At 37.8% G+C, this 24,230-nt stretch carries 21 protein-coding genes and 1 other annotated feature; of the genes, 18 read left to right on the forward strand and 3 right to left on the reverse strand.

Annotated features, from left to right (window positions below; genetic code table 11):
• Positions 1-57: 57 nt before the first annotated feature.
• The 10 genes from HMPREF3103_RS05365 (at position 58) to HMPREF3103_RS05410 (ending at position 13,083) form a co-directional block, all read left to right on the forward strand.
• The gene (locus tag HMPREF3103_RS05365) at positions 58-1,008 is read left to right on the forward strand and encodes a glycosyltransferase PgfS (protein WP_005606866.1); all 951 of its coding nucleotides are present in this window, start codon (positions 58-60) and stop codon (positions 1,006-1,008) included.
• Positions 998-3,625 (forward strand): YfhO family protein, encoded by a 2,628-nt coding sequence (locus HMPREF3103_RS05370; RefSeq protein WP_049555753.1) that lies wholly within the window; start codon positions 998-1,000, stop codon positions 3,623-3,625. Before HMPREF3103_RS05365 ends, HMPREF3103_RS05370 begins: the two co-directional genes overlap by 11 nt.
• 20 nt (positions 3,626-3,645) lie before the next feature.
• Positions 3,646-6,252, forward strand: coding sequence for a YfhO family protein (locus HMPREF3103_RS05375; protein WP_070438000.1), 2,607 nt, complete (start codon positions 3,646-3,648; stop codon positions 6,250-6,252).
• Between the two features lie 138 nt (positions 6,253-6,390).
• Entirely contained in the window at positions 6,391-7,848 is a 1,458-nt protein-coding gene (locus HMPREF3103_RS05380; RefSeq protein ID WP_070438003.1) for an amidase, read from the forward strand.
• Between the two features lie 14 nt (positions 7,849-7,862).
• Entirely contained in the window at positions 7,863-9,071 is a 1,209-nt protein-coding gene (locus HMPREF3103_RS05385; RefSeq protein WP_070438006.1) for an NADH-dependent flavin oxidoreductase, read from the forward strand.
• Positions 9,061-10,053 (forward strand): MsnO8 family LLM class oxidoreductase, encoded by a 993-nt coding sequence (locus HMPREF3103_RS05390; protein WP_070438008.1) that lies wholly within the window; start codon positions 9,061-9,063, stop codon positions 10,051-10,053. The genes HMPREF3103_RS05385 and HMPREF3103_RS05390 overlap by 11 nt, the downstream gene beginning before the upstream one ends.
• A 1-nt stretch (position 10,054) precedes the next feature.
• The gene (locus tag HMPREF3103_RS05395) at positions 10,055-10,387 is read left to right on the forward strand and encodes a glycine cleavage system H family protein (RefSeq protein ID WP_039849108.1); all 333 of its coding nucleotides are present in this window, start codon (positions 10,055-10,057) and stop codon (positions 10,385-10,387) included.
• Positions 10,380-11,174: a protein-ADP-ribose hydrolase gene (locus HMPREF3103_RS05400; protein WP_070438011.1), complete on the forward strand. Its 795-nt coding sequence runs from the start codon at positions 10,380-10,382 to the stop codon at positions 11,172-11,174. The genes HMPREF3103_RS05395 and HMPREF3103_RS05400 overlap by 8 nt, the downstream gene beginning before the upstream one ends.
• 1 nt (position 11,175) lies before the next feature.
• The gene (locus HMPREF3103_RS05405) at positions 11,176-12,057 is read left to right on the forward strand and encodes an SIR2 family NAD-dependent protein deacylase (protein WP_070438014.1); all 882 of its coding nucleotides are present in this window, start codon (positions 11,176-11,178) and stop codon (positions 12,055-12,057) included.
• 3 nt (positions 12,058-12,060) lie between these two features.
• On the forward strand, positions 12,061-13,083 hold the full coding sequence (locus HMPREF3103_RS05410; RefSeq protein WP_070438016.1) for a lipoate--protein ligase: 1,023 nt from the start codon (positions 12,061-12,063) through the stop codon (positions 13,081-13,083).
• Between the two features lie 80 nt (positions 13,084-13,163).
• Here HMPREF3103_RS05410 and HMPREF3103_RS05415 read toward each other — a convergent pair whose 3' ends face one another.
• The 3 genes from HMPREF3103_RS05415 to HMPREF3103_RS05425 form a co-directional block, all read right to left on the reverse strand.
• Positions 13,164-13,664 carry a phosphatidylglycerophosphatase A family protein gene (locus HMPREF3103_RS05415; protein ID WP_070438018.1) on the reverse strand — a complete coding sequence of 167 codons (501 nt, stop codon included), beginning with the start codon at positions 13,662-13,664 and terminating at the stop codon, positions 13,164-13,166.
• A gap of 117 nt (positions 13,665-13,781) precedes the next feature.
• Positions 13,782-14,768, reverse strand: coding sequence for an NAD(P)/FAD-dependent oxidoreductase (locus HMPREF3103_RS05420; RefSeq protein WP_070438020.1), 987 nt, complete (start codon positions 14,766-14,768; stop codon positions 13,782-13,784).
• 13 nt (positions 14,769-14,781) lie between these two features.
• The gene (locus HMPREF3103_RS05425) at positions 14,782-15,291 is read right to left on the reverse strand and encodes a divergent PAP2 family protein (RefSeq protein WP_005606846.1); all 510 of its coding nucleotides are present in this window, start codon (positions 15,289-15,291) and stop codon (positions 14,782-14,784) included.
• A 198-nt stretch (positions 15,292-15,489) separates the two neighbouring features.
• Here HMPREF3103_RS05425 and HMPREF3103_RS05430 point away from each other — a divergent pair, with 198 nt between their 5' ends.
• The 8 genes from HMPREF3103_RS05430 to thrS all read left to right on the forward strand — a co-directional run bounded on the left by HMPREF3103_RS05430 (position 15,490) and on the right by thrS (position 23,810).
• Positions 15,490-16,080 (forward strand): peptidylprolyl isomerase, encoded by a 591-nt coding sequence (locus HMPREF3103_RS05430; RefSeq protein ID WP_070438022.1) that lies wholly within the window; start codon positions 15,490-15,492, stop codon positions 16,078-16,080.
• 9 nt (positions 16,081-16,089) lie between these two features.
• Positions 16,090-16,479: a CvfD/Ygs/GSP13 family RNA-binding post-transcriptional regulator gene (locus tag HMPREF3103_RS05435; RefSeq protein WP_070438024.1), complete on the forward strand. Its 390-nt coding sequence runs from the start codon at positions 16,090-16,092 to the stop codon at positions 16,477-16,479.
• Positions 16,480-16,539: 60 nt separating this feature from the next.
• Entirely contained in the window at positions 16,540-17,886 is a 1,347-nt protein-coding gene (locus tag HMPREF3103_RS05440) for a glucose-6-phosphate isomerase (RefSeq protein ID WP_070438026.1), read from the forward strand.
• 131 nt (positions 17,887-18,017) lie between these two features.
• A complete protein-coding gene (coaE, locus tag HMPREF3103_RS05445; protein WP_070438029.1) occupies positions 18,018-18,617 on the forward strand; it encodes a dephospho-CoA kinase in 600 nt (199 codons plus the stop codon).
• Positions 18,618-18,658: 41 nt separating this feature from the next.
• A complete protein-coding gene (gene nrdR / locus HMPREF3103_RS05450; RefSeq protein WP_005606839.1) occupies positions 18,659-19,126 on the forward strand; it encodes a transcriptional regulator NrdR in 468 nt (155 codons plus the stop codon).
• A gap of 17 nt (positions 19,127-19,143) precedes the next feature.
• Positions 19,144-20,586 carry a DnaD domain protein gene (locus HMPREF3103_RS05455; protein WP_070438031.1) on the forward strand — a complete coding sequence of 481 codons (1,443 nt, stop codon included), beginning with the start codon at positions 19,144-19,146 and terminating at the stop codon, positions 20,584-20,586.
• Positions 20,587-20,600: 14 nt separating this feature from the next.
• Positions 20,601-21,524: a primosomal protein DnaI gene (gene dnaI, locus HMPREF3103_RS05460; RefSeq protein ID WP_168132828.1), complete on the forward strand. Its 924-nt coding sequence runs from the start codon at positions 20,601-20,603 to the stop codon at positions 21,522-21,524.
• Between the two features lie 56 nt (positions 21,525-21,580).
• Positions 21,581-21,794 (forward strand) — a binding site (T-box leader).
• A 72-nt stretch (positions 21,795-21,866) separates the two neighbouring features.
• Positions 21,867-23,810 (forward strand): threonine--tRNA ligase, encoded by a 1,944-nt coding sequence (gene thrS / locus HMPREF3103_RS05465; RefSeq protein WP_070438313.1) that lies wholly within the window; start codon positions 21,867-21,869, stop codon positions 23,808-23,810.
• Positions 23,811-24,230: the final 420 nt, after the last annotated feature.

Consider the following 24,230-nt stretch of genomic DNA (forward strand, 5'->3'; position numbering starts at 1 on the left):
ATGAAAAAATGATATGATAGGGATAGCGAATTTTTTAAGGATTGGGGGAATGAATCAATGAAATTATCGATTGTAATTCCATTTTATAACGAAGAAAATATGATTCAAAAAATGTATGATGCTTTAGTAAAAGAAATTAATCAAATCACACAAGCTGAATTTGAATTAATTTTTATTAACGACGGGAGTAAAGATCGTACTTTTGAGAAAATGCTGGCCATTGCAGATGCAGATTCTCGCGTAAAATACATTAGTTTTAGTAGAAATTTTGGTAAAGAAGCTGGGACGATAGCAGGTCTTGAATACGCAACTGGGGAAGCTGTGATTTTAATGGATGGAGACTTACAACATCCTCCTGCACTATTACCTAAGATGATAGCGGCTTATCAAGAAGGCTATGATGTTGTTAGCGCGAGACGTACACGGACAGGAGAGAAACCGCACCGTACGTTTTTAGCAAAACATTTTTACAAATTAGCCAATAAGATGATGGACATTGAATTAATGGATGGAGTATCAGAATTCCGTTTATTCAGTCGTAAAGCCGTTCGTGCCATTTTATCTTTACAAGAATATAACCGTTTTTCTAAAGGAATTTTTTCTTGGATTGGCTTCAAAGAAAAAGTAATTGAATATGAAAATCAAGTACGTACAGTGGGAGAAACCAAGTACTCATTGAAGTTTTCGTTGAATTATGCTATTCAAGGGATTTTATCTTTCAATGACAAACCATTGCGAATGTGTATTAACTTAGGTCTTTTCTGTTTAATGATTTCAGTCGCTTATGTATTGTGGTCATTTGTACAATATTTTGTAGCCCCTGACACGATGGTTAGTGGATATTTCACAACTATTTTTTCAGTAGTTCTTTTTGGAGGAATTCAACTGATTTCTATCGGCGTGTTAGGTGAATACATTGGAAAAATTTATTACGAAGTTAAAAAACGCCCTCATTATCTTGTGGATCAAACCAACATGACACAGAAAGGAGAGCAAAATGACAACTAAGAAAAAAGTCTATTTAGCTAGTTTCCTAGCTCCGATGCTAATTATGCTCGTAGCTTGGATCATAGATGGATTTTTCCCTTTTGGTGCTAAATCATTAATGGCGGTTGATTTTAATGCACAATATATTGGTCTCTATGCCTATTTTAAACATTTATTTTTAAATGGAGATTGGAGCAGTTTTTTCTATTCGTTCTCTAAGTCGATTGGAGGAGGAATGCTTGGAATTTGGGGATTTAATTTATTGAGTCCTTTTAATTTTCTGTTTCTATTGTTTTCTGAAGAGAATTTCCAATGGGTTGTTCCTGTGACCATTGCCTTACGTTATGGAACGATGGGTCTAACAATGACGCACTTTTTAGTAAAGCGATATGATGGCTTAAAGAAAAAAGCCTATTTATTACCAATTGTAGCGACAATCTATGCATTAAATGGGTTTAATGTTAGTTATCAAATGAACCCTATTTTTTACGATGGTATGATTGTCTTGCCACTTGTATTAATCGGAGTTGAACAAGTTTTAGATAATGAATCTCCTAAGGGCTATATTGGAATGCTTGCTCTTGCATTGTTTGTTCATTTCTATATGGGCTATATGACCTGTATCTTTGTGGTGATTTATGCATTCTTTTATATTATCCGCTCTAAAGAGTTTACGAACTTCAAAATTACGTTTGAACGTTTGTTGAAATTAGCGAGTGCTTCCATTATTGCAGTAGGGATGGTTGCAGTCATTCTATTGCCGATTATTATTAGTTTAGTTTCTACAAAAGGTGGATTACAAAGCTCCTTAAAATTTGAATGGACTTTGCAAATCAATCCTTTAGAAATTTTGGCTAAATTATTTTTAGGGGCTTTCGACAATGAATCGTGGCCAGCTGGACCAAACTTGCCAAATATTTATGTTGCAAGTTTAGGTATTTTAGGGACTATTTACTATTTTGTTTCTAATAAAATTACAAAATGGGGCAAGATTGCTGCAGGATTTGTGTTAACGATTTTCCTCATTTCATGTGCCCATGAGTTTACAAGTAAATTATGGCATATGGGTCAAAACCCGGCCGGATTCTTCTATCGTTTTTCATGGATTATTGCTTTCTTCTTGATTTATCTTTCTTATTTAAGTTTAAGAGAAATGGAACGTTTTACTCCAAAAGAAGCGAGTATTTTATTTGTCGGTATGGCCATTATTTTTGTGATTGTTCAGTATCAAACTCATTCATTCTTGACGGTTTGGCAACGCATAGCCACAATCGGAATTTATATGATTATCCTTCTTGCTTTATTCTGGACAAAGGTAAAGAAACCATGGGTCGTTATTGCAGCTCTCACGGTGGTTGAACTGACGGCAAATGCGGCTATTGTTCAGTCTAGAGTGGGGTATACAGATGCCTATAAGTATCATGATGCGGTACTTCAATTAAAAGAGGCGATTAATCCGATTAGACCAGATCATTCTGATTTTTATCGTATTAATAAATCATTTAATTTAAGTAAAAATGATCCATTTATGGTGGACTATCCAGGCTTATCTGTATTTAGTTCTAACTTAGAAAATAGTACGAGAGATTTATTTGACCGATTAGGAAATAACGGGATTAATGCTACCACTTATTATCAAGGAACGCCTTTCCAAGATGCGCTATTCTCTGTGAAATATTTAGTGGCTCCAAAACCTGTATATACGAAGGAATATCCGGATACCTCTAAAATGTATGTATTTGGAAATATGGTAACCAGAAAAGATATTACGACTAAAGAACCTGTGTTTGAAGCAATTAGAACGATTACTTATCAAGGTGGTCCAATTTTACCAATTGCATTTGGAGTGAATGATGATACGACGAAGGTTAAACTTGAAAATCATCAACCTATTCAAAACCATAATAAAATTGTTCAAGCAATGGGACAAACGAGTGAGTCTTACTTAACGATTCTAGCTGCCAATGATGTGCAATTAGAAAATATGGAAGTGTTTGATTCTTCAAAACCTGAAACGTATCGACGAATTGATTCTTCAAAACCAGGAAAAATTACGTATCATTTAGTTCCTCAGTCTTCTGAAGACTATTGGGTATCGATTCCTCAGATTCTTTCTCATTCGAATAAAAATAACGTTAGAATTTTGCTGAATGGAAATAGTTATGATTTCCAAAATAAATTCCAACAAGCACAATTAATTCAAATTGCTCACAACTCACTTGGAAAAGCAGTAGATTTGACGATTGAAATTGATTCGAATGAAGAATTTAACCTTTCAGGCTTACGTCTAGCAAGAACGAACGGCACTTTAGCAAATCGCATTATCGAAGAACGACAACGCCAAGGTTTAAAAGTAGAACACTGGAATCAAAGTAATTTTAAAGGAACTGTAAATATTACGGATGATAGTACTTGGATGATGACAAGTATTCCATATGATAGAGGATGGACAGTGAAGGTAGATGGAAAAGTAGTTGGAACTAAGAAAATTTGGGATAGTTTATTAGCCTTTCCAATTACTTCTGGTGAACATACTATTGAGATGACCTATTTACCAGATGGCTTTATGGCAGGATTAATCATTTCTATTTTCTCTATCGTAATTTACGGAGTTGCAATTTATAAAAAGTGGATTTAATCCAGTAGGAGTAGACTGTAATGACAATTTCAAAATTGAAATTAAAGTATAGTTCGTTATTTCTTATTCCATTTATATTGATGTTGGGGGTCTTCCTATGTTTAGGTTTGACCCCTTTTTCAAAAAGTTCTATTCATAGTGGAGATTTTCTTTCTCAATACTTTCCATTATATATAGGATTACATAAAATGTTTTGGAATGGCGATTTTAGCGGACTGTTTTGGTCATTTGAAAAATCATTAGGAGGAGCAATGCCGAGTGTGTGGGGATTTAATAGTTTAAGTCCGTTCACTTTTTTATATGTGCTTTTTCCTATCTCGAGTTTTCATGTCATCAGTTATATCATTCCTTTAATTCGTTTTGGAGTTATGGGAGTGGTATTTGGTTATTTTATAGAGAAAAAATATCAAGCTGTATCGAAACGATACTGGCTTGCAGTTGGATTATGTACTTCTTATACTTTAAGTGGTTTTATCATTTCTCAGCATTATAATCCTAATTTTTTAGATAATTTGGTTTATGTTCCTTTTATCTTTTTGGGGATTGAGGATATTTTCCATGGAAAGAAATCCATAAAACTTCCCGTATTTTTAGCACTGAGTTTGATTACCAATTTCTATACAGGATATATGATGTGTCTTTTGATTATTCTATACACAATGTATATCGCTTTTTCTGAAGAACAATCATGGAAAGAAACTTTTGCAAAAATCATGCGAGTAGCTCTTTTTTCTCTCATTGGAGTAGGGATGGCTGCTTTTTGGCTATTGCCTGTTTTCAGTGCATTATTAGAAAGCAAAGCCAGCGCTAGTAGTACATTTGAATGGTCCTTTAAAGCGGTTAATGACTTAGTTTCAATGAGTCAAAAATTTATCGTAGGATCTTTCGGGGAAAAAGAATGGGGAGATCCGCAAGCACTTCCTCAGCTATTTGTCGGGAGTCTAGGATTGTTTGGGTTGTTCACCTTTTATGCCTGCAGGGAAATTACCTTAAGGAAAAAAATCATGGCGTCCATTGTGCTAGTTGCAATGATATTGTCTTTTCATATTCAAGGGTTAGATCAAATTTGGCATATGGGACAAAGACCAGTAGGCTTCTATTTTAGAAACTCTTGGATTGCTAATTCGTTTCTATTTGTACTTGCTTCAGAGAGCTTAATGAAATGGAAGGCTGAATTTAATTGGACTCATGTAATAGTGACATCTGTCGGATTTGGGAGTATCCTAGTTGCTTCGTTGATGACTTCTCTAAAAATTGTGGATGCCTCACAAAAAATACTCGCTTTCGTCATTTGGACAATCGTTTTAATGATTGTTTTTATTCCAAAAATCAATATTCGAAGAAGATATCAGCTATTGAGTGGAATTGTGTTGTTTGAACTCGCTTTAAACGCCTTTATGGGCTTAAGAAGGGTTCCTTATTTTGTCAGTCGCGATAGTATACAAGAGCAAATGACATTAGCCTCCAAGTTTGACGAAAAATATGGACAAACTCGCCATGATTTTCAGCGGATGGAAATTCATAAAGGACTTTCCTATGCCAATTTTCCGATTGCGTTTGGCTACAATGGGGGTTCTCATTTTACTTCTAGCTTAGAGTATTCGTTGATTCAAAAGTTGGGACAATTAGGCTTAGCTACTTCTCAATCAGTCGCTAATTATAGCAATCGAAATGTCATTCTCGATTCCCTCCTTGGTGTTTCTAGAATGATGATGACAGGAGATGAGAAATCGGCTTTTCCTGATATGAGAGGCCTGTATTTAAAAGAAGATACCTTTGAAAAATATACGGTCTATAAGAATCCATATGTTTTCTCCTTAGGCTTTTTAACCAATGAATCGACGGCTAGAAATGTTCGCTTCAATCAAAATGCTCCGGTTTCGAATCTCAATCAGTTATTGGAAGTCATTGGATTAAATTCGACTTCAGCTCTCAAGGAAATCACTATCCCTAAACCGATTGTTAAAAATCTAAATCAGTCTGGAGAAAAGTTTACGGCGATTAATGAGGAGGAAGAGACACAAATCCAATGGACGATACCGATGAGTCCAAATAAACTTTATTTTGTTCAAATCCCTGTATCGCAATCAGGAAATATTAATAAATCTAAAGCGATGCTTGACGGGACGAACTATTCTTATGAAGTTCGCTTCCATTCGAATCAGCTTTGGTCAATTGGGAATGGGAATCTTGCTTCATCCTTAAATTTTTCTTTTGAAAAAGGAAAGGTCAAAGAATGGAATGTTCAAGATGTTAAATTTTATGAACTGGATATTCCAACACTTGCAAATGCTTTAGAACAAACCAAAAAAGAAAATTCTATAACGATTGATTCTTACTCTAATTCGACTGTTAAAGCACATGTAACAGTTACAGATTCGAATCAAGGATTTGCGACCTTTACGATTCCTTATCATTCTGGATGGAGTGTATTGGTTGATGGAAAAAAACAAGAGGTGAAAAAATCATTGGACTTGTTTATGGGCGTGACACTGACTAGAGGTGAACATGAAATTGTTTGGGCTTATGATCCGCCAGGGTTGAAAATCGGAAGTCTCATTTCCATATTATCAGTCTGTGTACTAATTTTTCTTTTAAAATACAGTCAAATGGATACTTCGAAGTAAGGCGACAACATCAGAAATAAGAATTATTTCTGATGTTGTTTTTTTTAGTGTCTTTATAGAATCTTATCTTTGAAATCCGCTCAAATTCATGGTTATAATGGCCTGTTATTAAATTGTATGAGAAGAGGAGGGAGGAAGATGTTTTTGGATGCAACCACTTTAGGGCAAATGGTTTTATCAAAAGAAATTAGCCCACTAGAATTAGTTGAAGAGTCTATTCAAAAAGCTACATTATTGAATCCTTCCTTAAATGCTATCGTTTATACACAATATGAGGAAGCCATAGAAAAAGCAAAACGTTTTTCTTTAAAAAATCAACCTTTTGCGGGAGTGCCCCTCTTTCTAAAAGATCTAGGACAAGAGCAAAAAGGGAGTATTTGTACCTATGGCTCACGTTTATTCAAAGATATAAAAAGTACGCAGACAGATAACTTTGTCAAACGCTTAGAAAATCTTGGGTTTATTATTTTGGGACGTACGAATACGCCGGAGTTCGGCTTTAAGACAGTGAGTGACTCCTTGTTACATGGTCCCGTTCGAAATGCGGTGAATCTTGATCGAAACGCAGGAGGTTCTAGTGGCGGGGCAGCAGCGGTTGTAGCAAGTGGAATCACGCCGATTGCTGCAGCAAGTGATGGCGGTGGTTCAATCCGAATTCCCGCAAGCCATAATGGTTTGATTGGACTGAAACCTTCCAGAGGGCGTGTGATTGCAGGTCCAGGCTCATATCGTAGCTGGAATGGTGCAACGGTTCATTTTGCGTTGACGAAAACGGTCCAAGATACGAGAAATTTATTATTCCACCTGCAAGAGTACCAAATGGAAAGCCCGTTCCCGTTGCCGAAACTAAGCGCCAAGGAACTTTATCTACCAGATAAGCTAAAACCTTTAAAAGTATCCGTATTATTGCAGTCACCTGTTGGAGAAGAGGTCTCTAAGGATTCGGTGGATGCGGTGATGAAGATTGCGAATTTCTTTGAGAATCATGGGCACTCTGTAACGCTTCTTCAAAAAGATCCAGTCGACGGTATCGCTTTGCAAAAAGGTTTTTATATTATCAGTGCGGTTGAAACAGCGTTGATGTTCCAAAATATTGAACGCCAGATTGGACGTCAAGTAACGCGAGACGATATGGAACTGATGACATGGGCGATTTATCGTAGTGGACTGGATATTTCAGGAATGGAATATTCAAAAGTAGCATCCAGTTGGGATAGTTATGCTTATCAGATGGCGCAGTTACACGAGCAGTATGATTTGCTGTTATTGCCAACGGTTGCCAAGCCCGCGCCGAGTCTAGTTCCGTATGAATTATCTGCTGATTTACAATCCAAACTTACTCGCATTGATGATTTTACAAAAGACCAAAAGCAGCAACTAATCTGGGAAATGTTTGAGGAGAGCGTAGCCGATACGCCGTTTACGCAGCGATTTAATATTACAGGCCAACCCGCAATTAGCTTGCCAGTTCACCATACTAAAGACGGACTTCCAATTGGTGTGCAACTCGCTGCTGCAAAGAGAAGAGAAGACCTTCTCCTACAAATTGCAGAATGGTTTGAGCAAGGACAATTATTACAAGTAACAAAACAGTAGAAAGAAGTGAAAGTGTGATAGAAACAGAAGCTTTATTTAAGCCTTTCAAATTAAAAAAAGGAGTCACATTGGACAATCGATTTGTGCTTTCTCCAATGGTGACGAACTCTTCAACGAAAGAAGGTCATATTACAGAGGATGATTTAAAATATGCCGAGCGTCGTGCACATTCAGCGGCCCTTCAAATTACAGGGGCGGCTTACGTGAATAAGCAAGGACAGCTTTTTGAGTATGGATTTAGCGCAGCCTCCCTCGATGATATCGAAGGCTTAACTAAACTAGCTAAAGCGATGAAATCAGGTGGAGCTAAAGCTATCCTGCAATTAACGCATGCAGGACGTTTTGCAAGCCATGCCTTAAATCGTGACCGCTATGTGTATGGCCCAAGTGCGATGACATTACAATCGCCGTTCCCTCATGAAGTGAAAGAATTAACTGTAGAAGAAATTCATGGCATTATCGAAGATTATCGCCGTGCTGCACAAATTGCTATTCAGTCTGGATTCGACGGGTTAGAAATTTCATCGGCACAACGACTACTTATCCAAACCTTCTTCTCAACTTTCTCTAATGAGCGTACAGATGAATATGGCTGTAAGACGTTGGAGGACCGTTCGAGAATCGGGATGGAAGTGTTAACGGCGGTTCAAGAAGTGATTGATGAATATGCCACAGATGATTTTATTTTAGGTTTTAGAGCGACGCCTGAAGAAACGCGCGGAAATCAAATTGGATACACTGTGGATGAGTTTCTTGAGTTCTTCGAAGAGGCGCTAAAAAAAGTGAACATTGACTACTTAGCTATTGCAAGCTGGGGACACGATGTCTTCAGAAATAAAGTTCGTGCCAAAGGGCCACATCAAGGCGAACTCGTTAATAAAGTCGTCTATGAACGCTTAAAAGGTCGAGTAGCAGTGATTGCTTCAGGAGGCATTAATTCTAAAGAAAAAGCCCTCGAAGCATTAGAAAATGCAGACTTAGTCGGTCTTTCAACACCATTTATCACGGATCCAGAATTTGCCATGAAGATTCAAGAAGGCAACGAATCAGAGATTCAATTAACGATTAAACCAGAAGCCCTTGAAGCATTAGCGATTCCAAAGGCGGCTTTCAAAGATATCGTACCTTTAATGGACTTTGGAGAGTCACTTGAAAAAGAAGCCAGAGATTTCTTCAGAGGCCTTGAAGCGAACTACGAGGGGAGAGAGACAGGTGAAAATTAGTCTGTTAGATTACGGCCTCGTAGATGAAGGGAAGACGAGTAGAGAGGCTATTCGTGAAACGCTGGAGTTGGCGCAATTAGCAGACGAACTTGGATTTCATCGTTTCTGGGTGAGTGAACATCATAATGTGCCAGCACTCTCGATTTGTGCTCCAGAAGTGGTGATTGCGTACCTTGCCAGCCACACGAAGAACATCCATATTGGTTCGGGTGGAATCATGGGTTTGCATTACTCACCCTATAAGGTGGCGGAAATCATGTCAACGCTAGAAGGACTATTCCCAGGGCGTGTGGATATCGGTCTTGGTAATTCGCCAGGTACGCCGCTTGTAGGTCGTCACCTAGAGTCGCATTATTCTAAAGAACAATATGCCGAATGGTTAGAAAAGCTCCAACAGTATTTGAATGAAGCTCGTCGTAAAGGTGTGGTCGTTCCAGAAGCTGAGAATGTTCCTGAACAGTTCCTTCTTGGGATGGGAGGTCAGTCGATTGAGTCTGCGGCCTCTCTAGGGTTGAGTTTTGTGTATGGTGTATTTCCATATATTCCTCAAGACCCTGTGGAGTTGGCGAAAAGTCTTTCCGAGAAATATCGCAGCAACTTTAAAGCAGGAACACATAGCAAACCAAGTAACTTTGTACTAGCGGTATTTGTGGTTATTGCAGACACGAGTGAAGAAGCCGAAGAGATGGCGAAACCATTAGATTTATGGATGCTTGGAAAACAGGATTTTACGGAGTTCCATACCTTCCCAACCCAAAAAGATGTAGAAGAATATGAATTCACACAGCGGGACCATGAGAAAATCGCAAGCAACCGCAGTCGACTCATCGTGGGAAATCCACGTGAAGTTTACGAGCAAATGGAGGCGCTAAGAGCAGTCTCTAATCCTGACGAGCTCTTATTTATTCCACTCGTCGGTTCAATTGAAAAGAGAAAACGTTCAGTGGAATTACTCGCTGAATTATATAAAGGAGAACAATAACATGAGAAAATTTGCAAACTTTTTATGGATTGATAAAGAAGGAGAAAACTACACAATTCGTATGACTCCAGAACTTCAAGATGATGTCGGTACGATTGGTTTCGTTCAATTTAACATGGATGACCAATTAGAAGCTGAAGACGAAATCTTAAGCTTAGAAGCAAGTAAAACAGTGATGTCCATTGTGACTCCACTGGCAGGGAAAGTCGTAGCTAGAAACTTAGCCGCAACAGAAGATCCTAAATTATTAAACTCTGAAAAACCAGAAGAACACTGGTTAGTGACATTAACGGACGTTGATGAAGCAGCATTCTTGGCATTAGAAGATGAATAATCATAAAGAAGAGCAGTTGCTCAGGAAAATGATTGAGTTTTTGGCGCAGGAAGCAGGAGAATCCCTTGAAGTTGAAGGGAAAACGGTAGAAGAGTTGAAGACACTTTGGCGAGGGTTTGTAAATGTAAGGCAACCTAAAGGGTCGCCTGCAGAATATGTCACTTTTGAGAATGAGTATTTACAAGAATACCATGCTCCAAGAGTGCAGACATTAGCAGATTGCCTATCAACACCAAATGATCAAATCAAACTCTATTATGGGGATTTATGTGAACTGAAAGTCGATGCGATTGTGAATGCGGCGAATAGTGAGATGCTAGGATGTTTTATTCCAAACCACCGCTGTATCGATAATGCCATTCACACTTTTTCAGGCATTCAACTTCGCTCCTTTTGTCATCATTTAATGGAGGAACAAGGGAAGAAGGAGCCTGTTGGAAAAGCAAAAATCACTCCAGCATTTAACTTGCCATCGAAGTACATCATCCATACAGTAGGCCCCTTCTTGCCTCCAGGGAAAAAAGTAACGCCGCTTCGTGAACAATTACTTGCGGGTTGTTACAAGAGTTGTCTGGAAGCCGCAAGAGAAGCCGGACTTACATCGATTGCTTTTTGCGGGATTTCAACAGGAGAGTTTGGATTTCCAAAAGAACCTGCTGCGCGTATTGCCATGGATACCGTGAACAAGTGGTTGCAGGACACGTCTTCAACAATGACCGTTGTCTTTTCAACCTATACCAAGGAAGACCAATCGATTTATCAGAAATTATTATCAGGAGAACAGTAGAATGACGAAATGGAATGCATTACAAAAAGAAAGAACGACTGAAGCTAGTCTACTGGCGGATTTATTCCAGGAAGCGGATGCTATTGTGGTTGGTATCGGTGCTGGGATGTCGGCAGCAGATGGATTCACCTACATTGGCAGTAGATTCGAAGACGCTTTTCCTGATTTTATCGAGAAGTATCAATTTTTAGATATGTTACAGGCGAGTCTATTTCATTTTCCAAGTTGGGAAGAGTATTGGGCGTTTCAAAGTCGTTTTATCGCGCTCAACTACTTGGATCAACCTGTGGGACAATCATATGTTGAACTATTAGAAATGCTCAAAACAAAACCATATCACATCATCACAACGAATGCCGATAATGCGTTTTGGGTAGCCGGGTATGACAAAGAGAAGGTTTATCATATTCAAGGAGAGTATGGGCTTTTCCAATGTAGCCAGCACTGTCATCCAAAAACCTATCAAGATGATGCATTAGTTCGCAAGATGATTGCAGAACAAAAGGATATGAAGGTTCCATATGAACTGATTCCGTTCTGTCCAGAATGCGGAGCACCGCTTGAAATTAATAAGCGTAACGCTGAAAAAGGAATGGTGGAGTCAGCAGATTTCTTTGAACAAAAGGCACGCTATGATGCGTTTTTAGAAGAACATAAAAACGATAAGGTGCTCTTTTTAGAAATCGGAGTGGGTTTTACAACGCCGCAATTTATCAAAACGCCTTTCCAAAAATGTGTACAAGCTAATCCAAATGCCTTGTTTGTAAGTATGAATCATAAGCATTACCGCATTCCCCTGGCGCTAAGAGAGCAAACCGTACAATTGTCAGAAAACATTGCCTCATTAATCCATGGGACCTATCAAGAGCTTAAAGGAGAATAAACGATGTATTTAATCGAACCAATCCGTGACGGAAAATATGTAAAAGATGGAGCAGTAGCGCTTGCGATGCAAGTGTATGTACAAAATAATGTTTTCTTAGATGATGATATTTTGTTCCCATATTACTGTGATCCTAAAGTAGAAATTGGAAAATTCCAAAATACAATTGCCGAAGTGAACGAGGAGTATTTAAAAGAAAACAATATTCTTGTTGTTCGCCGTGACACTGGTGGCGGTGCTGTATATGTGGACTCTGGTGCAGTGAATATATGCTATTTAATTCAAGATAATGGAATCTTCGGGGATTTCAAGAGAACGTATGAACCAGCAATTAAAGCCTTACACGAACTCGGCGCAACAGCTGTCGAACAAACAGGTCGTAACGACTTAACGATTGAAGGCAAAAAAGTATCTGGTGCTGCGATGACGATTAGTAATGGTCGTGTATACGGTGGTTTCTCGCTCTTATTAGACGTGGACTATGATGCGATGGAAAAAGTCTTGAACCCAAATAAGAAGAAATTACAATCTAAAGGGATTCAATCTGTACGTGCGCGTGTCGGAAGTATTCGCCCATATCTTGCTCCAGAGTATCAAAACGTGACGGTAGATGAGTTCAAAAACTTAATCACTTGTAAGATTTTAGGAATTAATTCGATTGATGAAGCGAAACGTTATGTATTAACCGAGGAAGATTGGAAAGAAATCGATGAACTCACAGCTTCTAAGTATAAAAACTGGGAATGGAATTATGGCCAATCTCCTCAATATAGTGATTACCGTGATGGCCGTTTTGCATGCGGAACGATTCAATGCTACCTAGAAGTAGAACAAGGGCGAATTTCAAATTGCCGTATTTACGGAGATTTCTTCGCTAAAGGAAATGTTCAAGAAGTCGAAGAAAAACTAAAAGGCGTTCGTATGGTGAAAGAGGACTTAGTAGAAGTCTTAAGTGCCATCGATTTAAGAAACTACTTTGGCGCAGTCACTGCAGAAGAATTTGCTGGACTCGTTTTAGGAGAATAAAAATAGAGTGATACCGTATACGGTATCACTCTATTTTTATAGAAAAGGATGAAGCATAACGCTTCATCCTTTTTGCTTGATTAGTCTAATTCTTCTTTTGCTGGAATGCTGTGTGCTAGACGGCTTGCTGCAGCGGCCGCGATAGCTCCTACTAAGTCGTCTAAGAAGATGTTTACTTTACCAGTTGATTTATCATCTAAGTTTTTAAGAATTCCTGGTTTTACTTTGTCGATATAACCATAGTTTGTAAATCCGATAGAACCATATACGTTCACAATCGATAACGCTAAGATTTCATCGACCCCATATAGAGGCTCGTCTTCAGATAAGACATCGTTTAATAATGGATGTAATTTCTTTTCCTCAGCAAGTTTATCCATTTCAATTCCGGTAATGACAGCATTTTGTACTTCACGTTTCTTTAAAACACTGAGAACATTACTTAGGCATTCTTCCTTTGTCAAACCTGGTACATATTTTTCTTGTAAGAAATAAACTAAATCAGCAATTTGTTCTATGTCTACACCACGTTCAGATAACAATTCTAAAGAACGTTCGTGTAATTCTTTTGGGCTTTTCATAAAAATCCTCCTTTTTATTAATTATGAAACCCTTTTAAAAAGAGTAGCTTTTTATTTTAACACAAAAAAGAAAAACGCCCAAATGAATTGAGCGTTTTTTTGAAAATTTGTAAACGGTTAGAACATGGATGAACTGTGAATCGTGCTTGGTCGACTATTTGGGTTCACATACGTCATCGCAGCATTAATGGCAACAGGCGCTTCACCAAATCCAGTAGCGATGATTTTTACTTTGCCATCATATGTTGCGATATCTCCAACAGCAAAGACACCAGGAAGTGTGGTTTCCATTTGGCTATTTGTCACAATACAGTTTCTTTGAACATCAAATCCCCAGTTTTTCATGCCCCCGATAGAAGAAGAGAAGCCGTAGTTCACAATGAAATCGTCAACAGGAATTTCGATTTGATCTTCGCCTTTAGCGTGTTTTAGTACAACGGATTGAATTTTCTCACCATTTCCGATTATTTGCTCAGGAAGATAAGGGGTTAAGATTTCAACGCTTGATTCTTCTAGTTGTTTTACGCTATGTTCTTGCGCTCGAAACTGAGGGCGACGATGAATGATAGAAACCTTTTTTGCGATGGGTTCTAAGGCAAGCGCCCAGTCTACAGCAGAGTCTCCACCTCCACAGATAGCAACAGTATGGTCTCTAAAGCGTTCTAGGTTATTGACAAAATAATGTAAATTTTTACCTTCGTAATGTGAAGCTTCGTCAATTTCTAGTTTTCTTGGTCGAAAGGCTCCGTTTCCGCAAGCAATAATTACCGTTTTTGCTAAATGGGTTTGTTTTGAAGTAATCACTTCATATCCAAACTCAGTTTTGTTTAATTCTAAAGCTTCTTCTTCTAAACAGTACTGAGTACTTGGGAATCTTTCTAATTGTGCTAATAAGTTTTCAATTAATGCTCCTGCTTGGATTTCAGGAAAAGCAGGGATGTCGTAGATTTTTTTTTCAGGATATAACATCCATGGTTGACCGCCTAATTCTGGTAAACTCTCTATAATTTTAACAGAAGCTTGGCGTAGACCAGCGTAAAAAGCGGTGAAAAGCCCGACAGGCCCACCGCCGATAATAATAATATCAACAATCTCTTGAGTCACTTTGTACCTCCGATTAATAAAACATTCTTAAAATAAAGGCCATTATAATTCCTGTTAATACTCCGGCAAAGACCTCTACTGGTTTGTGACCTAAATACTTTTTAATGATTAATTTTTTATTTTCTTCCGTATCGAAAATATTGATGGGATCATCTTCCGATTCAATTTCAACATGCTTTAGTGCACTAGATTCTTCTCGTAATTGTTCTTCATATAATTTTTGCAATAAAATCCCTTGTTCACCGCTTTGTCGTCTTACCGCCATTGCATCGAACATCACGATTAAGCCAAAAGTAGTGGCAATAGCTACTAAAGGAGAAGTGAATCCATATTCGATAATTAGAGCAGTAATCAAAGAACTAACTGCTGCAGAATGAGAGCTAGGCATTCCACCAGTACTCGTTACTAAAGAAACATGAGCATCTGGTTTCTTTGAAAAATAGGCAATAGGAAATTTAACAAATTGTGCAAACAGAATCGAACAAATAGAAGCGACTAATGGATAATTCTGAAATATTGTCATTCAACTACACTCTTTCTTTTTTTATACTAATCTACTATACCATGAATTCATCAAAATCACTAAAGAAAATTTATAGAATGAAATGATTTTTTTCTTAAGTTTTGTAGAAAGGCTAAATTGCACCTGTTTGGCTTTTGTGGTTTAATAGAAGAGGTTAGATGAGCAATTCATCATTAAGAAGTAAAAGGAGATGGAAGAATGAGTCAATTTCCACAACTAAATGAATTAAATACAAGTAATCCACTTGTAACGGTGCATACAAATCATGGAGATTTCAAATTGGAATTATTCCCTGAAATTGCACCTAAAACAGTAGAAAACTTTGTGACACACGCTAAAAATGGTTATTATAACGGAGTGATTTTCCACCGTGTTATTGAAGATTTCATGATTCAAGGCGGAGACCCAACTGGTACAGGGATGGGTGGCGAGTCGATTTATGGCCGTACTTTTGAGGATGAATTTTCAAGAGAAGCGTTTAACTTGTATGGAGCCCTTTCAATGGCGAATGCGGGTCCAAATACAAATGGGTCACAATTTTTCATCGTTACAGCAAAACAAGTACCCGCTCAAATGTTAAAACAATTAAAAGATGGCGGCTGGCCTGAAGAAATCGTTGAAGAATATGCTAAAATTGGTGGTACACCATGGTTAGATCATCGTCATACTGTATTTGGACGCGTTGTTGAAGGAATGGACGTTGTTCTTGATATCGAAGGCGTTAAAAGAAATGGACAAGATCGTCCACTTGAAGATGTAGTGATTGAATCCATGGAAGTAAACGCGTAGGGGGGTCCTATGAGTAAAACTTTTAGAATTGGTGACATCGTTACTGCAAAAGTAACAGGTGTACAAAATTACGGAGTTTTCTTAGAGCTAGACGAAGATACGCAAGGATTGATTCATATTTCTGAGTGTAAGCATGGATATATGGATAATGTGCATGATTTTGTGAAAGTAGGACAGGAAGTGACAGCGAAAGTCATTGACGTTGATGAATTCTCAAATAAGATTAGTTTATCGATTCGAGCACTTGAAAAATTAGATGTACCGGACTTTCCACAGCGCATTAAGAAAAATCGCAAACGTTACACTCCATCGATTGGTTTTTCTAGCTTAGCCAAGAAACTACCAATATGGATCGAAGAAGCTCAAGAAAAATTTGTAAAAGATAAAAATAAGAGTTAATAGATTCGCTTTCTAAACAATCTATTTGACGAATATTAAAAATTTTAAGGAGGCATTCAAATGGGACATATTTCATTTGATTATTCAAAAGCATTAGGTTTCTTTAATCAAGAAGAAATCGATCACTTGCAATCTACTGTGACTGCATTAGATAAAGACTTGAGAGAAGGATTAGGAGCAGGAAACGACTTTACAGGTTGGATTAACTTACCTCGCGACTATGACAAAGAAGAATTTGCTCGTATTAAAGCAGCTGCTAAAAAGATTCAAGAAGAATCTGAAGTATTAGTGGTAATCGGTATCGGTGGTTCATATTTAGGAGCGCGTGCAGCGATTGATTTCTTAAACCACGCTTTCTATAACTACTTACCAAGCGATAAACGTAAAACTCCTCAAGTATTATTTGCAGGAAACAGCATTAGCTCAACTTACTTACAAGGCTTAATCGACTTAATCGGAGACCGTGATTTCTCTGTGAACGTGATTTCTAAATCTGGTACAACAACAGAACCAGCGATTGCTTTCCGTGTATTCAAAGATTTATTAATTAAAAAATATGGTAAAGAAGAAGCTGTAAATCGTATTTACGCTACAACTGACCGCGCTCGTGGAGCATTAAAATCTGAAGCAGATGTGGAAGGATACCAAACATTTGTGATTCCAGATGATGTCGGTGGACGTTTCACAGTATTAACAGCTGTAGGATTACTTCCAATCGCAGTTACAGGTGCAGATGTAGATGCATTAATGCAAGGGGCTGAAGATGCACGTGTGGCATACAGCTCATCAAACTTAAAAGAAAACGAAGCTTACCAATACGCTGTAGCACGTAATGTGTTATACCGTAAAGGAAAAGTGACAGAGTTACTCATTAACTACGAACCAACATTACAATACTTCTCTGAATGGTGGAAACAATTATTTGGTGAATCAGAAGGGAAAGACTTCAAAGGAATTTATCCTTCAAGCGCAAACTTCTCAACTGACTTACACTCACTAGGACAATACATCCAAGAAGGTCGTCGTAACATCTTCGAAACAGTTATCAAAGTGGGTAAACCAAATGAAGAAGTAACAATTCCTGAAACAGAAGAAGATTTAGATGGATTAGGATACTTACAAGGTAAAACAATGGACTTTGTAAATACAAAAGCTTTCCAAGGAACATTACTTGCTCATACAGATGGTCAAGTTCCAAACTTTGTAGTGAACATTCCTGATATGTCAGCTTACACATTAGGACACTTAATCTACTTCTTCGAAATCGCAGTAGGTCTTTCAGGTTACTTAAATGGCGTTAACCCATTTGACCAACCAGGGGTAGAAGCATACAAGAAAAACATGTTTGCTTTACTTGGAAAACCAGGTTTCGAAGACTTAGCAAAAGAATTAAACGAACGTCTATAATCGACTTACCGCATTCTCATATTGAGGGTGCGGTATTTTTGTATGTTTTTGGGTGATGGATGTAAAAAGAACTTGCGACAATATCGGTTTTGAACTAACATAGGTCTTACAAGAAGTGTTGGAGGAAAAAGATGAGAGTTATTGGATTAACAGGCGGGATTGCTAGCGGCAAATCAACCGTTTCGAATATATTCAAGAACGCGGGCATTCCGATTATCGATGCAGATGTCGTCGCAAGAAAAGTTGTTGAAAAAGATTCAGTAGGACTGATGTCTCTTACAAAACGATTCGGAAATTCTATTTTACTAAATGATGGTTCATTAGATCGAACGCAATTAGGCAGAAAAATGTTCAGTGATGCTTCCGTTTTGAAAGAGGTCAACGATTTGCTTCAACCTCTGATTAGAACGGAAATTGAACTTCAAATACAAGAGGCGAAAAAACAAAACACCCCGCTCCTTATTTTAGATATTCCGCTGTTATTTGAGATGCATTATGAGACTCTCTGTGATGACATAATCGTAGTGGCTGTTTCAGTAGAAACTCAGATTCAACGCCTAAAAAATCGCGATGGATTATCTAAAGAGGAAGCTCTAAAGAGAATCGAATCTCAAATGTCTTTAGAAGAAAAGGTTCAAAAGGCGGATATCGTTTGGACTAATGAAGGGTCCATTGAAGAATTAGAAGCTAGAGTTCATCAGTGGCTACTCGAAAATTTCCGACAAAAATGATATAATTAATCTAATAAGCACAAAAAGGAGAGGTGTTTTTTATGCAATGTCCAAAATGTAAAAATAATGGTTCTCGTGTAGTAGATAGTCGTCCGGCAGATGATGGACGTTCGATTCGTAGAAGAAGAGAGTGTGAAGAATGTGGCTACCGCTTTACGACTTTTGAACGTTTAGAAAAAGCACCATTACTTGTCATCAAAAGAAATGGCAATCGTGAAGAATTTAGTCGTGAAAAATTATTAAATGGATTAGTTCGTTCAGCTGAAAAACGTCCTGTATCATTGGGACAGTTAGAAACCATTGTCAATGAAATTGAGCGTTCGATTAATCAAGAAGGGGAAAATGAAGTATCCAGCACTTTAATTGGAGAAATGGTCATGGATCATTTATCTAAAATTGACGATATTGCTTATATTCGTTTTGCTAGTGTGTATCGTCAGTTTACAGACCGAAAAATGTTCTTAAAAGAATTAGAACGCATGTCTTTTGAAATGGACAATAAAGATTAAAGAAAGGAATTGAAGGAATGCAGTCAAAAGAATTTCCGTGGTCCAAATATAAACCAATGGACGGAATTTTAGTGATTCAACCGGTTTGGATTACTGAAAGAGAAATACAATTTTTAATGCAATTATATGCTCCGTTTATTGGAAAAGAAGCCACACTTTTGTATGCTACTTTATACGGTGAATTATCTCCATCTGCGTACCAGAGCGAAGTATTCTCAATTTCTGAATTACTGTCCATGACAAACTTGGGAATGCCAGATTTTCATTTAGCAAAATCTAGACTAGAAGGCATAGGACTGTTGAAGACCTATCATAAGGAACCTACTGCTTCTCGTCCTCAAACGTATACGATGGAATTGCTAGCGCCAACTTCTCCAAGACTCTTTTTTAAAGATGCGCTTCTGTCCACTTTACTATTGAATCAAGTGGGGAATCATCGGTTTGAAAAGTTGAAGCAAAGATTTTTAGCTGCTAACGTAGGAGATTTAGGAGATTCAACAAGCGCTCAATTTGAAGAAGTGTACCGACTTCCTTACAATATGGAGTCATATACTAGAAATCTCTCTCAAGAAAAAAGAATGGTGATGGATGTAAAACAACAATCACCAATGGAATTTTCATCTGAGGTCGATTGGGAACTGATTGAAGGACTGTTGAAGACGGAATTTGTTGATTTGGATTCTTTAACGAAGGAAGTCAAAAGAATCGTTGATGTATTGTATAAAGCGTACGGATTTTCAGAATCAGAAATCGCTCAATTCCTAGTGATTGCTTCAGATTTATCGACTAAAGTGATTGATGAAGAATTCTTACTGAAATTAGGTCAAGAAGCCGCCCAAAATAAGGTGAACCTAATGAGAGAAAAGGAAGAACATTTTGTCTCAGAAGAAATGAAAGAAAAATCTGAAACGTCTGAAGAAGTCTCTTCGGTAGAAGATGATGCAATCGGAATGTTAATTCAAGCAGCAAAAGAATTATCCCCAATTGATTTTGTCTCCAGTATTAAGACGCAGAAAAAAGGGTATGTTTCTAAAGCGGAGAGACAATTAATTTTTGATCTTGTCTCCGTGAGTGGTTTGCCAAATGAAGTGTTGAATATTTTATTCCACTATGCGCTAGTTCAGTTGGATCATGCGACGCTTGCAAGGAACTTTGTAGATGCGATTGCTAACGACTGGGCGACCAAAGGAATTCAAAGTGCGAAAGAGGCGATAGATGCTGTAAGGAACCGTGATTTACAAAGAGAGGTTAAGCGGAAACAGCAATTGCATAATGCGGGTAAGAATAACTACAGAAAAAATAGTGGTTATCAAGAGCAATTACCAGAGTGGGCGAAAGAATCCAAGGCTCGGGAAAAACAAACGACTACACCAAAAAAGAGTCAACCAGAACAAGTTTCAAATGATTTGGCCGATCAAATTGCAAAATTAAAAACAAGTCAACAAAAAGAACAACAATAATGGAGGTGACCACAATGGAAGGTTTTAAAGGATTATTAAATCAAAGAGAGGCGGATCAAAAGATTCCTAATTTAAAAGCCATCGAGGAAAAAATTTATTCTGATGAAGATGTCAAATCTTTTTTAGAGCGTCAAAAAAATGAATTAGATCCGCAAGCCGTTCGTAAAGGAACCTCTGCGTTGTTAGAATTCATTATGGAAAGAGATGCAAGAAAAAATCAACAAGCTGTAAAAGCTCCAGGATTAGAACCATCACTTGAAGTGCATAATGGTTTTATTTTAGTAAATTATAGTCGGACTGAAGAAGCGATTCGCCAGGAAAGAGAACGCAAACGTAGACGATTGATTCATTCGATTAATATGCCGAAAAATATCGCAGAAGCACGTTTCTCAGATACGGCGCTTACGCCAGAACGACAAGATGTCATTGGGGAATTATTGAAATTCATCGAAGGATACAAACCAGAGGGTGCCAATTATCAAAAAGGTTTATACTTAGCAGGGCCTTTTGGAGTTGGAAAGACTTATATGATGGGAGCATTAGCGAATGAATTGTCTGAACATGGGATTGAGACGACTTTAGTCAATGTTCCAACTTATAGTTCAGAAATTAAACAAGCGATTGCGACAAATTCGGTTGAATCAAAACTAATGACGATTAAAAACACACCTATTTTAGTTTTAGATGATATCGGTGCCGAAATGAATAGTGCATGGTTTAGAGATGAAGTATTGATGGTGATTTTACAACACCGTATGTTGCAAGAATTACCAACGTTCTTCACATCGAACTTCACGATGGATGAGTTAGAAGTGCATTTTGCTCATTCAAATAAAGGAGACCAAGAACTTCTTAAAGCAAAACGTCTCATTGAGCGGATTCGTTTCTTAGCAAAAGAATATTTTGTAGATGGGATTAATCACAGAAATCCATCTTAATTAAAATGCTTGAAAATAAAATAGATTAGTGGTTAAATACTAATGAACTAAATATTTTGAAAATGATGAAAAAGACAAGAAACTATCTCTTGGTTACATTTTAGAGAAAAGTGGGTTGGTGCAACACTTTATCCGGAATAGTTTTACCACTTTTGAATCCTTGCTTGAAATGAGTAGAGTAAGGCGTATCGGAGCGTTAGTCCGTTTAAGATTTGTCAATGAGAGACAAATGAATTTGGGTGGAACCACGTAGAGAATGACGTCCCATAGTTTGCAGTAGTAAACTATGGGACTTTTTGTTTGATTTAAAATTTTCAAAAGGAAAGAAGGAAGAAAATGTCAATGATTAAAATTACTTTTCCAGATGGTGCCGTTAAGGAGTTTCCAAAAGGAATTACAGTAAAAGAAATTGCCGAAAGTATTAGTAAAAGTTTAGCGAAAAAAGCATTAGCAGGTAAAGTGAACGGAGAATTAGTAGACTTTGACCGTTCTATTGAAGAAGATGCTTCTATCGAAATCGTTACACCAGACCACGAAGATGCATTAGGAATCTTACGTCACTCAACAGCACACTTATTAGCACACGCATTAACTCGCTTATACCCAGGAATTCACTTCGGGGTAGGACCAGCAATCGAAACAGGATTCTACTACGATACGGATATGCCAAATCAATTAACAGAAGATGCTCTTCCAGAAGTGGAAGCAGAAATGATGAAAATCGTTAAAGAAAACTACCCAATCGTTCGTCGTGAAGTAAGCCGTAAGGAAGCACTAGAAATCTTCGCAAACGACCCTTATAAAGTAGAATTGATTAACGGTTTACCTGAAGATGAAACAATCACTGTTTACCAACAAGAAGACTTCGTTGACTTATGTCGTGGTATCCACGTTCCTTCAACTGGACGTATCCAAGTCTTCAAATTATTATCACTTGCTGGAGCTTATTGGAGAGGTGACTCTAACAATAAGATGATGCAACGTGTTTACGGTACAGCATTCTTCGATAAAGCAGACCTAAAAGAATTCTTGAAAATGCGTGAAGAAGCAAAAGAACGTGACCACCGTAAATTAGGGAAAGAATTAGACTTATTCATGATTAGCCAAGAAGTAGGTTCAGGCTTACCATTCTGGTTACCAAAAGGAGCTACAATTCGTCGTACAATCGAACGTTATATCGTGGATAAAGAAATTAGTCTTGGATACCAACATGTGTATACTCCAGTTATGGCTGATGTAGGTCTTTACAAAACTTCAGGTCACTGGGCTCACTATCAAGAAGATATGTTCCCACCAATGGATATGGGCGATGGCGAATTATTAGTATTACGTCCAATGAACTGTCCTCACCACATGATGGTTTACAAAAACCACATCCACAGCTACCGTGAATTACCAATCCGTATTGCTGAATTAGGAATGATGCACCGTTATGAAAAATCAGGTGCCCTATCTGGGTTACAACGTGTACGTGAAATGACTCTTAACGATGGACATACATTCGTTCGTCCAGACCAAATTAAAGACGAATTCAAACGTATCTTAGACTTAATCCGTGAAGTGTATAGTGACTTCAACGTTAAAGACTACCGTTTCCGTTTAAGCTATCGTGATCCTGAAGATAAACATAAATACTTCGATGACGATGAAATGTGGAACAAAGCAGAAACAATGTTAAAAGAAGCAATGGATGAAATGGGATTAGAATACTTCGAAGCTATCGGTGAAGCAGCATTCTACGGTCCTAAATTAGATATTCAATTCCGTACAGCAATGGGATTAGAAGAAACAATGTCTACAATCCAATTAGACTTCTTATTACCAGAACGCTTCGACTTAACTTACGTTGGGGAAGATGGAGATAACACTCACCGTCCAGTAGTTATCCACCGTGGAGTTGTATCTACTGCAGAACGTTTCGTAGCTTACTTAATCGAAGAGTACAAAGGCGCATTCCCAACTTGGTTAGCTCCAGTTCAAGCAACAATCATTCCTGTAAGTGTGGAACATCATTATGATGCTGCACGTGAGTTAAAAGAAAAAATGGCTCGCTTAGGAATGCGTGTGGAACTTGATGACCGTAATGAAAAAATGGGGTACAAGATCCGTGCATCTCAAACTCAAAAAATTCCTTATCAATTAGTAATTGGGGATAAAGAGGTTGAAGAAGGTACTGTAACGGTTCGTCGTTATGGTTCTAAAGAAACTAAATCAATGTCTATCGAAGCGTACTTAGAATACGTACAACGCGAGATTGCAAACTTCTCTCGCCCGCTTGAAGACTAATTTTTCAAAGGCTCGTAGCAATACGAGTCTTTTTTGTGCTTAATAATAAAACCGAAGGTTTTGATTTATGGCTAGGTGGTTTAAGAATAGGATGAGTGCTACTTTAAAAATATAGGGAATTTGTATTTTTTATTGTGGTCTCGTTCTTTCGAATCAATGAGGATGTCTTCATAAAAGCTATAATGAGATACCGGTTCGAGCCGAGGTCTCTCAGCTTGGGAGTAAGACAGAAGAAAAAATGAACTCACGGTGTGAGTTCATTTTCCTTCGTAGTCTTACCCCCGCAAGGATGATTAGGATTAAGCAAATCATGAATGATCCAGCTTAATCCAATCATCTACTGCGTCTATTTAAAAAACAGTTAATTTATAATGATGCAACTGCTTTTATAGAATCCGCATGATTCTTCAGAACGAGTTT

Origin of the sequence: Granulicatella sp. HMSC30F09 (assembly GCF_001806915.1) — a bacterium.
Taxonomy (GTDB): domain Bacteria; phylum Bacillota; class Bacilli; order Lactobacillales; family Aerococcaceae; genus Granulicatella; species Granulicatella adiacens.

Bases quoted from the DNA above. Each gene is read 5' to 3' on its own strand.
- thrS (WP_070438313.1), top strand. From the start codon at position 21,867: ATGATTAAAATTACTTTTCCAGATGGTGCCGTTAAGGAGTTTCCAAAA.
- HMPREF3103_RS05415 (WP_070438018.1), bottom strand. From the start codon at position 13,664: ATGAAAAGCCCAAAAGAATTACACGAACGTTCTTTAGAATTGTTATCT.
- dnaI (WP_168132828.1), top strand. From the start codon at position 20,601: ATGGAAGGTTTTAAAGGATTATTAAATCAAAGAGAGGCGGATCAAAAG.
- nrdR (WP_005606839.1), top strand. From the start codon at position 18,659: ATGCAATGTCCAAAATGTAAAAATAATGGTTCTCGTGTAGTAGATAGT.
- HMPREF3103_RS05425 (WP_005606846.1), bottom strand. From the start codon at position 15,291: ATGACAATATTTCAGAATTATCCATTAGTCGCTTCTATTTGTTCGATT.
- HMPREF3103_RS05370 (WP_049555753.1), top strand. From the start codon at position 998: ATGACAACTAAGAAAAAAGTCTATTTAGCTAGTTTCCTAGCTCCGATG.
- HMPREF3103_RS05440 (WP_070438026.1), top strand. From the start codon at position 16,540: ATGGGACATATTTCATTTGATTATTCAAAAGCATTAGGTTTCTTTAAT.
- HMPREF3103_RS05410 (WP_070438016.1), top strand. From the start codon at position 12,061: ATGTATTTAATCGAACCAATCCGTGACGGAAAATATGTAAAAGATGGA.
- HMPREF3103_RS05395 (WP_039849108.1), top strand. From the start codon at position 10,055: ATGAGAAAATTTGCAAACTTTTTATGGATTGATAAAGAAGGAGAAAAC.
- HMPREF3103_RS05430 (WP_070438022.1), top strand. From the start codon at position 15,490: ATGAGTCAATTTCCACAACTAAATGAATTAAATACAAGTAATCCACTT.
- HMPREF3103_RS05380 (WP_070438003.1), top strand. From the start codon at position 6,391: ATGTTTTTGGATGCAACCACTTTAGGGCAAATGGTTTTATCAAAAGAA.
- HMPREF3103_RS05435 (WP_070438024.1), top strand. From the start codon at position 16,090: ATGAGTAAAACTTTTAGAATTGGTGACATCGTTACTGCAAAAGTAACA.
- HMPREF3103_RS05405 (WP_070438014.1), top strand. From the start codon at position 11,176: ATGACGAAATGGAATGCATTACAAAAAGAAAGAACGACTGAAGCTAGT.
- HMPREF3103_RS05375 (WP_070438000.1), top strand. From the start codon at position 3,646: ATGACAATTTCAAAATTGAAATTAAAGTATAGTTCGTTATTTCTTATT.
- HMPREF3103_RS05365 (WP_005606866.1), top strand. From the start codon at position 58: ATGAAATTATCGATTGTAATTCCATTTTATAACGAAGAAAATATGATT.
- HMPREF3103_RS05400 (WP_070438011.1), top strand. From the start codon at position 10,380: ATGAATAATCATAAAGAAGAGCAGTTGCTCAGGAAAATGATTGAGTTT.
- coaE (WP_070438029.1), top strand. From the start codon at position 18,018: ATGAGAGTTATTGGATTAACAGGCGGGATTGCTAGCGGCAAATCAACC.
- HMPREF3103_RS05455 (WP_070438031.1), top strand. From the start codon at position 19,144: ATGCAGTCAAAAGAATTTCCGTGGTCCAAATATAAACCAATGGACGGA.